The sequence below is a fragment of the Candidatus Tisiphia endosymbiont of Ditula angustiorana genome (assembly GCF_964026425.1).
GTDB lineage: Bacteria > Pseudomonadota > Alphaproteobacteria > Rickettsiales > Rickettsiaceae > Tisiphia.
The window spans coordinates 702,631-716,710 of record NZ_OZ032143.1; the positions used below are offsets into that span (position 1 = coordinate 702,631).

Sequence of the window (14,080 nt, forward strand, 5' to 3'; positions counted from 1 at the left end):
GGTCAATATATCTAACTGAATATTTTGGTCATTGGGGGTTGCTCATCCTATTTTGTTTAATCAGTCTAGGATTCGCATTTAGGCTATTTCATTTTGAAAGGTTGGAAAAAATGATGCATCCTTAAAAGATTTTTGATGTAGATCCTGCGACAAAGATTTTGTATTTATAGGTGGTAAATGTTGATAACATAACTGCAGTAATTCTTCTGTTAGTTGCGGTATTTCTAGGTGCATACTGATTATTATAAATGCCCTCATACTTTCTTGTATAATTTTCCTCACTTTCTCCGGAGATTTAGCCTTTAGAGTTTGCAAGTTGTGAATCCGGTCAAAAATTTTAATCAATGCCACATCATATTTTTCTTGTTGAAGTAATATATCTAATGTTTCCGCCGAGCTAATCTTTCCATAAGGCTTTACCCTAGTCAAAGCTTCTACTTGACTAGCAACCTGCTCCCCAAAGATATAGGCAATCATTTTTTCGGTAAGTTTTGTATCTTCGATGGTATCATGTAGTATGCTGGTAACAATAATGTCAGTGCGAAAAAGATAATCAGAAATCATATATGCTACCTCTATTGGATGAGAGTAATAAGGCTCTCCTGATTGCCGCATTTGGCTGCCATGATATTTTTTGGCGTAATAAATAGCCTTTCTAACCTCATCAATATCTATTGGTCGGTTTACTTCCTCATTTATCTTACGTAATTTGCTCAGTAACCTAGGGCGTGTCATCAATTAAGTTGACAGGAGTGTTTGTTTGTTGTGTAATAGAGAAAAAATTAAGGATAAATCTTCTCTATGCGTCGATATGCTCTACGTGACGATCAATGGGATCGGATTAAAGATAACCTACCTGGAAGGAAAGAGTCTGTTGGTGTAACAGCCAAGGATAATCGCCTATTTGTAGAAGCAGTCTTGTATCGATATAGGGCTGGTATACCTTGGAGAGACCTACCTGAACGTTTTGGAGATTTTCGAGTGATTCACCTACGTCATTCAAGGTGGAGCAAGACAGGTGTGTGGAAAAAGGTTTTTGAGATGCTGGCTGAAGATGCTGATAACGAGTATGCCATGATTGATTCAACCATTGTTAGGACTCATCAACATAGTGCTGGTGCTAAAAAAAAGAGTTAGATGATGACCAAGCAATTGGACGAGGTAAAGGGGGGCTGAGTACTAAAATCCATGCCACATGTGACGCTCTAGGGAATCCAACGGGATTCTCTCTTACCCCGGGTCAAGCTCATGATTTGCAAGGATCTGATGTTTTGATGAATGAATTGACGAAAGCGGATGCTGTACTTGCTGATAAGGCTTATGATGCCGATGCACGTATGCGAGATAAGCTGAAAGATAAGGGATGTATAGCTGTGATTCCCCCAAAGAAGAATCGTGTGAATCCAGCTAATTATGATAAGGATCTCTATAAAGCTAGGCATTTGATTGAGAACTTTTTTGCAAAATTGAAGCAATATAGAGCTATTGCAACACGATATGACAAAACATCTCAGAACTTTTTGGGTGCTGTTTATATGGCTTCCATGGTAATTTGGCTCAATTGATGACACACCCTAGTAGCATATTGACAAGATTCATACTGTGAGTTGTCCCAATAATTAATCTCTTCTTCCATAAAAAACCATAATATTTTTATATTCAATTTATAGATTAAACTAAAATATAAATTATTACCAAGGATTTTTATCTATTTTTAAAAAAGATGTAATATTTTTTAATTTTATTGTTATATAAACAGACAGTTGCTTCCTTCATGTTCACCTAGCCTTAAGTCTCAGTAAAATTACTACAAATTATATAGAATTTTTGTTAGAAAAACAATAATAATATTTCAATTTATAATAAAACTATATTAAGTTTGTAATTACCGATTATGAAAGAATTGCGTAAATTTGAGTGGGTAGCGGATTTGGCGACTCTAGTAAAAAATGAAGACCAAATTAAACAGCAGAAGTTAAAAACTGCTTAATTATGCAATAATAAGAAAACTACAAGATTATGGGAATAAAAGCTGCGAATAATATTGCAAAACGTGTTGCTTTAATGCAGGATGAATATTTTAGTGATTATACTTATAAAAATACTAGGGTGTGTCATCAATTGAGCCAAATTACCATGGAAGCCATATAAACAGCACCCAAAAAGTTCTGAGATGTTTTGTCAAATCGTGTTGCAATAGCTCTATATTGCTTCAATTTTGCAAAAAAGTTCTCAATCAAATGCCTAGCTTTATATAGGTCCTTATCATACTTAGCTGGATTCACACGATTCTTCTTTGGGGGAATCACAGCTATACATCCCTTATCTTTCAGCTTATCTCGCATACGTACATCGGCATCATAAGCCTTATCAGCAAGTACAGCATCCGCTTTCGTCAATTCATTCATCAAAACATCAGATCCTTGCAAATCATGAGCTTGACCCGGGGTAAGATGGAATCCCGTTGGATTCCCTAGAGCGTCACATGTGGCATGGATTTTAGTACTCAGCCCCCCTTTACCTCGTCCAATTGCTTGGTCATCATCTAACTCTTTTTTTTAGCACCGGCACTATGTTGATGAGCCCTAACAATGGTTGAATCAATCATGGCATACTCGTTATCAGCATCTTCAGCCAGCATCTCAAAAACCTTTTTCCACACACCTGTCTTGCTCCACCTTGAATGACGTAGGTGAATCACTCGAAAATCTCCAAAACGTTCAGGTAGGTCTCTCCAAGGTATACCAGCCCTATATCGATACAAGACTGCTTCTACAAATAGGCGATTATCCTTGGCTGTTACACCAACAGACTCTTCCCTTCCAGGTAGCTTATCTTTAATCCGATCCCATTGATCGTCACGTAGAGCATATCGACGCATAGAGAAAATTTATCCTTAATTTTTTCTCTATTACACAACAAATAAACGCTCCTGTCAACTTAATTGATGACACACCCTAGTGCTATGTTACAAAAAATTGATCAATTTGGTATTGATTATAGAAATGAGTCATCTTATGCACTGTGACATTGATTTAGCAATTATTATCAGCTTTTTAGGATAAATAAAAGAAATGTAGAAAACATTTTGCAAGATAATAATATTATGCTACTATGCAACTAATGAGATTCTTAGATTATAGAAATGTCAAAAGATAATTTAGATACTGGCAGAAATACCGATAATAAATTTGTTGAAACAGAAGAAGAAAGAGAAAAACGACTGGATCGTGAAGAATCAGCTAGAAAACTAAAAGCAATTCTCTTTGTATTTATACCACTTTTAGTTAGTTTCCTAACCTTCACTTATTTCTTTCTTAATTCAATAGAAGAAAAAAGTAAACTACTAAAAGAGCAAACAAGCCAAAATATATCAACACCAAATAGCTCAGCAAAATAGGTAGATTTCGCTAAAGAAATTAGTTTATTGGTTGAAAGGACAACATAAGGCTGTTTTTAAAAGCGATAGAGTTGTTATATGGATTTAAAATTTGTTACTTTAGAAACGCTTTAGATCAGATGGTATTTTTAGGAAAAAGGTAAAAATTGCAAAGTTACCAAGGACGCTAGATATGATAGGCTCTGACGGAAGAACGTCAGGATTAATTAGAATTAAGCATTTGCTCTCCTCCATTAATCAATTACTTTAATCGACTTTTCAGGTCGCACTTTCATCTTATATTCAGGTAGAACCTCAAGAATTGGCGTTCCCACGCTAAAGATCGAGGCTGCTCCGTTACTCATATACGCTACGCCGCTCGACTTTGCTACTACTAGCTCTTCTTGAAGTTATACTATCGTCTATCAACTCTTGAAATCATAGCAGTATACAGAAGCGCGACTAATGGTTAATTCAAAAGCTATTCCCCATTCTTCTATAGTTTAGTGCTTCAGCAATGTGTATCTTATGGACGTTGGAAGAAGAGTCTAGATCTGCTATGGTTCTTGCGACCCGTAAGATACGGTTATAAGCACGCATGGATATACGAAATTTTGTCGCGGCTTCATTAAGTAAATCTTTACCATCATCTACTGGCAATGCATATTCGATAAGCAACTGCCCATCCAAACGGTTATTTGTTTTGATATTATATCCTTCATATCTAGTTTGTTGAATATTGCGAGCCATTTCGACCCTGTGTGCTATCTGCCCCGATTCTTCTTCTGTATCATCTGCTATTAAATTATAGTTATATGAGTCGATAGATCCTACCTCTATATGTAGATCAAATCGATCCATGATAGGGCCGGAAATTCGCATCTGATAATCGCTCCCACATTTTGGGGCTTTAGAACATGCTTTGTGAGGATCACTTAAATAACCACATTTACAAGGATTCATTGCTGCTATTAGCTGAAAGTTGGTCGGATATTTTATATGCGAATTTGCTCTAGCAATCAGTATTTCTCCGGTTTCAATTGGCTGCCTTAAAGATTCGATAACGTTAGGTGGAAATTCTGGTAATTCGTCTAAAAACAACACTCCGTTATGTGCTAACGAGATCTCTCCAGGTTTTACTCTTTTACCAACTCCACCGCCGACCATCGCTGCTATCGAGCATGAGTGGTGGGGAGTCCGAAAAGGTCTAGCTCTTGATAGTTTCCCATTTGCTAGCTTGCCTGCAACACTTGCTATAGTACTGCACTCCAATATTTCTTCGGGTCGCATTTTGGGTAATATACCAGGTATACATTGTGCCAACATAGATTTGCCAGTACCAGGTGGACCAAGCATTAATAGATTGTGACTACCAGAGGCCGCTATTTCTAAAGCTCGCTTGGCTACTTTTTGTCCTTTGATATCTTTAAAGTCAGGGTAATTTATGACAGTAGTATCAATTTCTAATTCAGGTGATGATAATATTTGTAAGCCTTTAAAATGGTTAATTAACTCTATTAAATTTCCTGCTACCAAAATATTATTATTGCCAGACCATGCAGCTTCCTGACCATTAGATTTTGAACAAATTAGCCCTTTATTCCTAGCCAAAGCTCCAATAGCAGCAGGTAAAACCCCACTGACAGGCAGAATAGAAGCATCTAGAGATAATTCTCCTATTACTAGATATTCTTGTATTTCCTCAGCTGGTAAAATTTTCATGCTGCTAAGTATAGCACAAGCAATAGCAAGGTCAAAATGACTACCTTCTTTAACCAAATCAGCTGGAGCTAAATTTATCAGTATTTTTTGAGCAGGCAAGGCAAGACCTATTGAAGAAAGTGCTGCTCTAACTCGTTCTTTAGACTCGCCAATAGTTTTATCAGCAAGTCCTACTATAGTAAAATTAGGTATCCCTGGTGATATCTGTACTTGCACATCAACATCGATAATATCTATACCGCTAAAAGTTAAACTACCAAGGTGAACTATCATTTCTATAAAATAAATTTTACTAGATCAAGATTTTTGATAATTTTTGATAATTGCTGGTCGACAAAATGTTCGTCAATAACTATCTCTTTTTCTTTCGTATCACTTGCATTGAAGCTTATCTCCTCCAATAAATTTTCTAGAATAGTATGTAATCTTCTTGCTCCAATATCTTCAACTTCTAAATTAACATTTGCTGCATAAGTAGCAATTTTATCTATTGCATTATCAGTAAATTTTAATTTTACCCCTTCGGTTGCGATTAAGGCTGAATATTGTTTTATTAAACTGGATTCTGGTTCAATTAAAATTTTTATCATATCGTCCTTAGTGAGTGAGCTTAACTCTACTCTAATAGGTAGCCTTCCTTGCAATTCAGGTAATAAATCAGATGGTTTTGATAAATGAAAAGCACCTGATGCTATAAATAATATATGAGCAGTTTCTATAGGACCATGTTTTGTATTAACTGTTGTACCCTCAATAATAGGCAATAAATCTCTCTGCACTCCTTCTCTACTAATTTCTGAACTTTTTCCCTCAGATCTTGAGGTGATTTTATCTATTTCATCCAAAAATACTATACCATCATTTTGTACTAGCACTAAGGCATCTTGAGTAATTTTTTCTTGATCGATCAATTTTTCTGACTCTTCAGCAGAAATAATTAAAAGAGCATCTTTAACCAGCATTTTCTTAGTTTTTGTTTTATTAGTACCGATAGCTTTACCGATCATATCAGAAATATTTAAGACGCCCATGGCAGCTCCTGGCATACCAGGAATCTCAAAATTACTACTACCAAATAAGCCCCCTGAATCTGTTATACTTATTTCAATTTCAGTATTGTCAAGTTCACCTTTTTCAAGCTTGCGACAAAATTTTTCTCTAGTTTCAGTTGATGCTGATTTGCCGACTAAAGCATCCAAAATCCTTTCTACAGTTTTTAAATTTGCATTAGCAATCACTGCTTTTTTAGCATTAGCTTTTTGTGTGTTAACAGCTATTTCCACTAAGTCTCGTATTATTGACTCAACATCTCGTCCAACATATCCTACTTCCGTGAATTTTGTTGCTTCTACTTTAAGAAATGGTGAGCCGCTAAGCTTAGCAAGTCGCCTAGCGATTTCAGTCTTACCTACGCCAGTTGGTCCTATCATTAAAATATTTTTTGGCACGATTTCTTGACGAAGTGGTTCGTCTACATTTCTACGTCTGCAGCGATTCCGCAACGCTATCGCAACAGCTTTTTTAGCTTTATATTGCCCAACAATGAATCTATCAAGTTCAGCTACGATTTTAGCGGGAGTTAATCCCATAGATTTTTTTTTAAGATTAATACTCATATAACTTTAACTTTTTCTAGAATAATATTATGATTAGAGAAAACACAGATATCAGCTGCAATATTCATTGATTTTAAAGCAATCTCTTCTGCAGTTAGGTCATTGTCAAAAGACATTAAACCTCTAGCAGCAGACAGTGCATATAATCCACCAGAGCCAATGGCAGCAGCATCACCATCAGGTTCAACTACATCGCCATTACCAGTTAAAATTAATATATTTTTTTGATCTGCAACGATCATCATTGCTTCAAGTTTACGTAAATATTTATCGCTACGCCAATCTTTTGCCAGTTCTACAGCACTTCTCAGTAACTGATACGAATATTTCTCCAACTTTAATTCTAATTTTTCAAATAAAGTTAGAGCATCTGCAGTAGATCCAGCGAAGCCAGCAATAATACTATTATTGAACATGACTCTTAATTTTCTTGCTGTAGATTTTAAAATTGTATTACCATGGGAGACCTGACCATCCGCTGCGATTACAACATTCCCCCCTTTTCTTAAGCAAAGTATAGTAGTCCCGTGTAATGTGACAGGGCTAGGCGAGTTATCTGACATAAAGAATCTTTTAAATATTGATGTTTGGCTATTTGTTTATTATTATGGTATTTAAGTAATCATTTAATATCGTAATTACAAGACTCTCTTATGAATATTTATTCAATATATGTTAATCCTCAAAAAAAAGATAACGATTTTATTCTTATCAAGCAAGGTTTTTCATTATTTGCTGCGTTTTTAAGCGTGTTTTGGGCATTCTATCATAGAATGTGGTTACCACTAATAATTACTTTGATATTAAATATTGTTATATCAAATTTAGGTTGTACTAATTTTATTTCTGTAAGTCAATTCGCCATTATGTTAATATTTGGTTTTTTCAGCGATGATATGAGAGAATATGATTTGCAAAAAAAGAAATACCAGCTTACAGACATAATATTAGCAAAATCTGAGATAGAAGCTGAATTAAAATTTTTAGAACGCTTAGTGGATGAAAAAAATGTGTTATAGTAATCTCAGTTTGATATAAGACATCAGTTTAATAGCCTAGGGTGTCATCCCAGCGAAAGCTGGGATCTAAAAAAATAGACAAAGAAGGTGCTTTAAACATTTTAGATCCCAGCTTTCGCTGGGATGACATAATGGCAACATGGGTGACATCACCCCTAATGGTGATGATTACTTGAGCTTACTATTAATTTATTACATCAATACTTGAGGTCAACTATTACCAATATTTTTGTTGCTAATAGTATTTGGGAGTAGATAATAAAAATGAGAGTATAATATGTATGACAAGAATAATGTTTTTGTAAAAATTATTGGTAAAGATATTCCAGCAGAGATAATATATGAAGATGATAATTTAATAGCATTTAATGATATAAATCCTGTAGCTCCAATACATATAATAATTATACCAAAAAAGGAGTATATTGACTATAGTGATTTTATCCTTAAAGCTTCTAGTGATGAAATTAAAGATTATTTCACCAAACTATCCTATATTGCATCGCTAGTTGGTTTAGATCAAGATGGTTATCGTTTGATTACTAATAAAGGGGTAAAATCTGGACAGAGTGTGTTCCATTTTCATTTCCATATTATAGGGGGAAAAACTATTTCTAAGCTGATATAGTCAATTGATTTGACTGAATTGACTATATGTTAAAAATTAGGGAATGACATATACTAACAGATATGTAAGAATGATAAAAAGATAGATGTAGATGACAAAACAATATAATATTGCGGTAATTGGTGCGTCGGGTAATGTTGGGCGTGAGACTTTAGAGATTTTGTTTGAAAGATGTTTTCCAATTAATAAGCTCTATGCTGTAGCATCAAGTGAATCTAAAGGTAAAGAGGTTAGTTTTGGGGAAGATAGTATAAAAATATTTGATATAGATAGTGTAGATTTTAGTAAAATAGATATTGCTTTTTTTGCAGCTGGATCAGAAATATCAATGAAATATATACCCAAAGTTGTCGAGCAAGGTTGCATAGCTATCGATAAATCATCATTTTTCAGACTTGATTCTGATGTTCCTTTGATAGTTCCAGAAGCCAATCTAGCGAGCCTAAAAGATTATACTATTAAAAATATTATAGCTAATCCTAATTGTTGTACTGCTCCTATAGCTACTGTATTAAAGCCTTTGGATAATGCAGTAAAGATTAAGAGAATGGTGATATCGACTTATCAGTCGGTTTCAGGAGCAGGGAAGAGAGGAATGGATGAGCTTTACGAGCAAACTAAGGCAAAGTATGTTTTTAGTGACATCACTCCTAAAATTTTTCCTAGGCAAATAGCTTTTAATTTATTTCCTTATATAGGTAGTTTTAATGAAGATGGTTCTACTAGTGAAGAATCTAAGATTTCCTTGGAATTAGAAAAAATTATAGGATCACATGCTAAATCTAGTGTAACTTGCGTGAGAGTGCCGGTGTTTGTTGGTCATTCTATTTCAGTTAATGTTGAGTTTAGTGGAGAGATAGATGCTAAAGAAATAGAAGAAATACTAAAAGAATCAGACTCTATTGTAGTTAATTCTCATTTGGATAAAACACAATATATTCCTCCCATAGATGTTGTTGGTAAAGATCTTGTTTATGTTTCGCGAATTAGAAATGATCATAGTCAAAAAAATACCATTAATTTATGGATTACAGCAGATAATTTACGTAAAGGAGCAGCTTTAAACGCTGTGCAAATTGCTGAGGAGTTGATAAAAGGATATTTATCGAAAAAGTAATTAATTAACCTGAATTCGATGTAACAAGTTACATCGAACTTTCGTGTTATATATAGAAACAATCAGGTTTGAAGCGGCTGACGTGAGTGCATTTTTCCTTATAACAAAGCCAGGTCGATATAAGAATTATTAATTCTTATATCGACCTGAGGTTAATTAGGTTATTTGTATTACTTTTAGGCTCTAAGTCTAATAAAGAGGTTGCCATATTATTTATTTTGCGTATAGTGTAGAGTCAAATAAAAATATTACAAATAGTATAATTTTTACTAATCAGCAGTAAAAAAATATAATAGAGCTGGGAAGCCGTCAGGTTCGGATAACTACTATTATCAGGACAGGCTAATTTAATTTGTGTTAGATGATATAGATTATAATTCAGAACAATATAATATAACAATGGTAATATGATCAATAATAGTGCATTAATATCTCAAGTAATAAATCCCCTAACTACTGCTCTTGAGAAGTGCAAAATTGCGTTTTGGATAGTTTTTAGTTTTGCGTTTGTTATTAACTTGTTAATGTTGATAACGCCTCTTTATTCCTTGCAAGTTCTTGATCGGGTTATAGGAAGTGGTAACTTATTTACATTAATGTGGTTGTCTATTATTATTGGTACAATCTATTTTATTTATGGGTTATTGCAAATTGCTAGATCATTCACCCTAATTAAAGTTGGTGAATGGTTGGATAAAACAATTGCTCCTGTAATTTTTGGTCACTCTATTTCAGCCTCTGCAACTCGTACTAATATGGGTGCTAGTCAGTTACTTCGTGACTTTCAAACAGTAAAAACCTTTCTAACCAGCACTGGTATTAATACTTTATTTGATGCTCCTTGGAGTATTGTCTATATAATAGTAATTTTCTTAATTCATCCATATATTGGAATCCTTACATTAGTTGGAGCTATTATTATTGTATCTACGGCTTTCTTTAATGCGGCTGCAACTAATAGAACTCTCGGTGAAGCTACTGAATTTTCTATAAAGGGTATGACGCAAGCTGACATCGCCAATAGAAATTCAGAAGTTGTAGAAGCTATGGGCATGATGAAAAATGTTACGGCAAATTGGCATCAATTTAATATTGCTTCTTTGGAGAAGCAATCAATTGCTAGTTACCGTAATGGTGCTATTTCTAATTTTTCAAGATTTATCCGTAATGTTATGCAAATGCTGGTAACTGGTATTGGTGCTTATGTTGTTGTTGATACTTCAGGAAGAGCTATGACTACTGGTGGTATGATTATGAGTTCCATTATAGTTGGTAGAGCTTTAGCCCCTTTTGATAACGCTATTGAGTTATGGAAAAGTATGAGCGGGGCTATAAAATCTTATAAAAATATCAATCAATTATTTGCTTCGTATAAATCAAGAGAAGAATCAATGCCAATTCCAAATGTCGAAGGACATTTAACTGTGGAAAATATTTATTATTCGATACCAATTCCTCCACATATACCACAGCCGCCAGTACCAAGATATATTTTAAAGGGAGTGTCCTTTGCGGTGCAACCTGGTGAAATATTAGCAATTATAGGACCTTCTGCAGCAGGTAAGTCAACTTTAGCAAAAGTTTTAGTTGGAGTATGGAAAACATCGTCAGGGACTGTTAGGCTTGATACTGGAGAGATTTATCGTTGGAACAGGGAAGACTTTGGTAAACATGTAGGGTATTTGCCGCAAGGAATAGAGTTATTTAGTGGTAGTATAAAGCAGAATATAGCTAGGATGGCTGAAAATGCTGATCCGGAAAAAGTAATTGAGGCAGCTAAAATTGCTGGAGCTCATGAAATGATCTTAAGATTACCTGATGGTTATGATTCAGATATTGGAACAGCAGGTTCTAATCTTTCTGGCGGACAAAAACAACGTGTTGGTCTTGCTAGAGCATTTTATGGTAATCCTAAACTGCTTATTTTAGACGAACCTAATGCAAATCTTGACGAAGCGGGTGAAATAGCCCTGTCAAATTGCTTAAAGCAAGCAAAATCTAGGGGTATTGCTGTAGTTGTTATCTCTCATAGACCTTCTGTATTATCGGTGGTAGATAAGATTTTGGTATTACAAGATGGGGCGGTAGCTCTTTATGGCACTCAAGAAGAAATGCAAAATCGAGTTAAACTGTTACAAAGTGGTGTAATCCACATTAATGAATAAGTTTTAAATATGGAAGAAAAGAACAATAAGCCGGCATTCACAGCGGAGCAACTTAAACAGCTTTTGTCGCTACAAAATGATTTAACACACACGAAAAAAACAAAGGGAGCTATTGTATCACAAAAGGTAATAGTAAAGATTTCTAATGCCATTAAAAATACATTATATTATCTTGATCGTTTCGTCAATTTTGTTACTAAAAATAATGATGTTGATCGCAATGATGTAGTGCAAATTGCTAGATCTCCAATTCTTTTTGGGGTATATGTAATAATCTTTTTTGTATTAGTTGGAGGGGTATGGGGCAGTTTTGCTCCTCTTGATAGTGCTGCTACAGCACTGGGTGTTGTTATAACGAGTGGTAATAAGAAGACAATTAATCACCAAGAAGGTGGGATTATAGCTAATATTTTTGTTAAACAAGGTGATCAAGTTAAAGAAGGTGATAAATTAATAGAGCTAGAAGATACAAAAATTAAGTCAGCATATGAAAGTAATTTAAGCCAATATAGACATGCTTTAGCAACGGAAAGTCGTTTAATTGCCGAGAGAGATAATCAAACTCAGATTGAATTTCCAGAATTATTAACCAAAGATATCAATTTACCTGAAGTAGCAAGGATTATACATACCCAAGAAAGTTTATTTCAGTCTAAAAAAGAAGTATATAAAAGTGAAAAAAATGCCTTACATCAAAGGATCGAGCAATTAAATAAAAAAATCGAAGGTATGCAGGCTAAAAAAGTTGCAAATATAAAAACTCTAGAGGTTGTTAAGGATCGTTTAAAGGCAATGCATACATTGCATGAAAAAGGTTTTGCTAATAAAGCCGCTTTATTGGAATTCGAAGCTAAAGAAGCACAGTACAAAAGTGACATAGCTATGGCAGAAGCTGAGATTGCATCTATTAAGCATTCGATTACAGAGTGTGAGATTAGCATTATTAGCTTACAGAATAAATATACAGAGAAAACTCTGACTGAACTAAAAGAGGCACAAGAGCTAGTAGCTCGTTTTAAAGAGGCATTTAATGCACATCAAGACTCTTTAAATCGAGTGGTTATTAAATCACCAGTTGATGGTATTATAAATGTATTGAACTATCATACAATAGGACAGGTGATTTCACCAAGTTATCCAATTCTAGAGATTTCTCCAACTGATGATAGTTTGATAATAGAAGCAAAAGTTCCAAGCAAGAATATAGATTCAGTGCATGAAGGCTTGGTAGCAAAAATTCGCTTCAGTGCTTTTAAATCTAGAACAACGCCGTTATTTACTGGCAAAGTTGTTAAAATATCTCCTGATATTGTACAAGACAAAAATCCAAGTCAAGATCCTACCACTTATTATATCGCTAGAATTGAGATTGATATGGATGAGTTTAATAAGATTGCAAAAGCTAAAAAGTTAGAGTTACATCCTGGTATGCAAGCGGAAGTTCAAATTGTCACTGGTACAAGGACTCTCCTGAGATATTTACTTGATCCTATTACTGATACGATGTTTAGAGCATTTAAAGAGAAATGATATAGCTAACCCGAGAAGGTTTTAGCTATATGTTAATAGATCTCTTGCGAAACTCGCTTATGCTGAGGAATTTAAAGAAGCCACGAAACCTCGACCCGCAACTGTCGAAAGTTAGAAGAGGAAGGGGTTTTAAATAGGGTAACGTCATTGCGAGGAAGACCGTAGGTCGACGAAGCAATCCAAAAAAGTAACCATAAGTGGATTGCTTCGTCGGCTTACGCCTTCTCGCAATGACAGCGGTTATAAGCCGACAACTTTTAAACTGTCATTATGACTTCTAAAACCGCTTCCTCTTCTAACTTTCGACAGCTGTGAACCTCGACCCGCAACGTACTTAGATGTACGTGAGGAGCAGAGTACCGGTAGCACGAATAAATTACCAGCAGAAGTAGAGTTTCGAAAGATATCTAATATTTAAAATAATAACACTATTATTCATTAGAGTTATATAATTTCATCCCTTCATGTGTTGCTTCAAAACCAAGTCTTTCATAGAACTGTTTGGCTCTTGGACGTTTTTTATTAGTTGTGAGCTGAACAATGGAGACACCTTTTGATTTGCCATATTTCAATGCAATACTCATCATCCATTCACCGAAATGTTGCCCTCTATACTTTTCTAAGATACGAACAGCTTCAATTTGCATCCTAGTTGAACCTATGAAAGTTAGCGAGGGCATAATGGTCAGATGGCAAGTACCAACTATTTCTTTATTCATTTCAACTATCATCAAATATTGATGTGGATCACTATCTATCTTGTAGAACGCATCAATATAAGCTTGATCCAATTCTGCTGAAAACTGTTCTCTTGTTTGTCCAAGTTCATCTTCTAAAAGAAGGTTGACAATTGTTTTTAAGTCAGCAATTGTGGCTTTGCGATGGGTAAGGTTTTGATTCATTG

Annotated in this window: 13 protein-coding genes; 7 read left to right on the top strand and 6 right to left on the bottom strand. The window is 34.7% G+C overall.

What is annotated here, in order from left to right; translation table 11 throughout:
- Nucleotides 1–78: 78 nt before the first annotated feature.
- A complete protein-coding gene (locus AAGD29_RS03235) occupies nucleotides 79–735 on the bottom strand; it encodes an HD domain-containing protein (protein WP_341758491.1) in 657 nt (218 codons plus the stop codon).
- Between the two features lie 66 nt (nucleotides 736–801).
- Between AAGD29_RS03235 and AAGD29_RS03240 the strand changes: the two genes are divergently transcribed.
- A protein-coding gene (locus AAGD29_RS03240) for an IS5 family transposase (RefSeq protein ID WP_341758492.1) occupies nucleotides 802–1,565 on the top strand; the annotation gives its coding sequence in 2 pieces (ribosomal slippage) (nucleotides 802–1,134 and nucleotides 1,137–1,565; 762 coding nt in all).
- 552 nt (nucleotides 1,566–2,117) lie between these two features.
- On the opposite strand, the gene AAGD29_RS03245 is transcribed toward AAGD29_RS03240, so the two are convergent.
- Nucleotides 2,118–2,881, bottom strand: a protein-coding gene (locus AAGD29_RS03245; RefSeq protein ID WP_341757859.1) for an IS5 family transposase whose coding sequence is annotated in 2 segments (ribosomal slippage) — nucleotides 2,118–2,546 and nucleotides 2,549–2,881 — 762 coding nt in all. Because the reading frame shifts where the segments join, the coding sequence is not laid out codon by codon here.
- A 264-nt stretch (nucleotides 2,882–3,145) separates the two neighbouring features.
- On the opposite strand from AAGD29_RS03245, the gene AAGD29_RS03250 reads away from it, so the two are divergent.
- A complete protein-coding gene (locus AAGD29_RS03250; protein ID WP_341758493.1) occupies nucleotides 3,146–3,400 on the top strand; it encodes a hypothetical protein in 255 nt (84 codons plus the stop codon).
- 453 nt (nucleotides 3,401–3,853) lie between these two features.
- Here the strand turns inward: AAGD29_RS03250 and AAGD29_RS03255 are convergent, their stop codons facing one another.
- The 3 genes from AAGD29_RS03255 to hslV are packed head-to-tail and all read right to left on the bottom strand — an operon-like array spanning nucleotide 3,854 to nucleotide 7,280.
- Nucleotides 3,854–5,374, bottom strand: a complete 1,521-nt coding sequence (locus AAGD29_RS03255; RefSeq protein ID WP_341758494.1) for a YifB family Mg chelatase-like AAA ATPase — start codon at nucleotides 5,372–5,374, stop codon at nucleotides 3,854–3,856.
- A 2-nt stretch (nucleotides 5,375–5,376) separates the two neighbouring features.
- Complete coding sequence (gene hslU, locus AAGD29_RS03260) at nucleotides 5,377–6,717, bottom strand: ATP-dependent protease ATPase subunit HslU (protein ID WP_341758495.1); 1,341 nt, start codon at nucleotides 6,715–6,717, stop codon at nucleotides 5,377–5,379.
- A complete protein-coding gene (gene hslV / locus AAGD29_RS03265; protein ID WP_341753698.1) occupies nucleotides 6,714–7,280 on the bottom strand; it encodes an ATP-dependent protease subunit HslV in 567 nt (188 codons plus the stop codon). The genes hslU and hslV overlap by 4 nt, the downstream gene beginning before the upstream one ends.
- A 90-nt stretch (nucleotides 7,281–7,370) precedes the next feature.
- On the opposite strand from hslV, the gene AAGD29_RS03270 reads away from it, so the two are divergent.
- From AAGD29_RS03270 to AAGD29_RS03290, 5 genes are all read left to right on the top strand, one after another.
- Nucleotides 7,371–7,736 carry a DUF2628 domain-containing protein gene (locus tag AAGD29_RS03270; protein ID WP_341758496.1) on the top strand — a complete coding sequence of 122 codons (366 nt, stop codon included), beginning with the start codon at nucleotides 7,371–7,373 and terminating at the stop codon, nucleotides 7,734–7,736.
- 277 nt (nucleotides 7,737–8,013) lie between these two features.
- On the top strand, nucleotides 8,014–8,364 hold the full coding sequence (locus AAGD29_RS03275; RefSeq protein ID WP_341758497.1) for an HIT domain-containing protein: 351 nt from the start codon (nucleotides 8,014–8,016) through the stop codon (nucleotides 8,362–8,364).
- A gap of 91 nt (nucleotides 8,365–8,455) precedes the next feature.
- A complete protein-coding gene (asd, locus tag AAGD29_RS03280) occupies nucleotides 8,456–9,481 on the top strand; it encodes an aspartate-semialdehyde dehydrogenase (RefSeq protein WP_341758498.1) in 1,026 nt (341 codons plus the stop codon).
- Nucleotides 9,482–9,888: 407 nt separating this feature from the next.
- Complete coding sequence (locus AAGD29_RS03285) at nucleotides 9,889–11,646, top strand: type I secretion system permease/ATPase (RefSeq protein ID WP_341758499.1); 1,758 nt, start codon at nucleotides 9,889–9,891, stop codon at nucleotides 11,644–11,646.
- Between the two features lie 9 nt (nucleotides 11,647–11,655).
- On the top strand, nucleotides 11,656–13,176 hold the full coding sequence (locus AAGD29_RS03290; protein WP_341758500.1) for an HlyD family type I secretion periplasmic adaptor subunit: 1,521 nt from the start codon (nucleotides 11,656–11,658) through the stop codon (nucleotides 13,174–13,176).
- Between the two features lie 431 nt (nucleotides 13,177–13,607).
- Here the strand turns inward: AAGD29_RS03290 and AAGD29_RS03300 are convergent, their stop codons facing one another.
- On the bottom strand, nucleotides 13,608–14,078 hold the full coding sequence (locus AAGD29_RS03300) for a GNAT family N-acetyltransferase (RefSeq protein ID WP_341758501.1): 471 nt from the start codon (nucleotides 14,076–14,078) through the stop codon (nucleotides 13,608–13,610).
- Between the last annotated feature and the right edge of the window lie 2 nt (nucleotides 14,079–14,080).

Excerpts from the sequence above, each read along its gene's own strand:
- AAGD29_RS03235 (WP_341758491.1), bottom strand. The coding sequence starts at position 735 with ATGACACGCCCTAGGTTACTGAGCAAATTACGTAAGATAAATGAGGAA.
- AAGD29_RS03250 (WP_341758493.1), top strand. The coding sequence starts at position 3,146 with ATGTCAAAAGATAATTTAGATACTGGCAGAAATACCGATAATAAATTT.
- AAGD29_RS03255 (WP_341758494.1), bottom strand. The coding sequence starts at position 5,374 with ATGATAGTTCACCTTGGTAGTTTAACTTTTAGCGGTATAGATATTATC.
- hslU (WP_341758495.1), bottom strand. The coding sequence starts at position 6,717 with ATGAGTATTAATCTTAAAAAAAAATCTATGGGATTAACTCCCGCTAAA.
- hslV (WP_341753698.1), bottom strand. The coding sequence starts at position 7,280 with ATGTCAGATAACTCGCCTAGCCCTGTCACATTACACGGGACTACTATA.
- AAGD29_RS03270 (WP_341758496.1), top strand. The coding sequence starts at position 7,371 with ATGAATATTTATTCAATATATGTTAATCCTCAAAAAAAAGATAACGAT.
- AAGD29_RS03275 (WP_341758497.1), top strand. The coding sequence starts at position 8,014 with ATGTATGACAAGAATAATGTTTTTGTAAAAATTATTGGTAAAGATATT.
- asd (WP_341758498.1), top strand. The coding sequence starts at position 8,456 with ATGACAAAACAATATAATATTGCGGTAATTGGTGCGTCGGGTAATGTT.
- AAGD29_RS03285 (WP_341758499.1), top strand. The coding sequence starts at position 9,889 with ATGATCAATAATAGTGCATTAATATCTCAAGTAATAAATCCCCTAACT.
- AAGD29_RS03290 (WP_341758500.1), top strand. The coding sequence starts at position 11,656 with ATGGAAGAAAAGAACAATAAGCCGGCATTCACAGCGGAGCAACTTAAA.
- AAGD29_RS03300 (WP_341758501.1), bottom strand. The coding sequence starts at position 14,078 with ATGAATCAAAACCTTACCCATCGCAAAGCCACAATTGCTGACTTAAAA.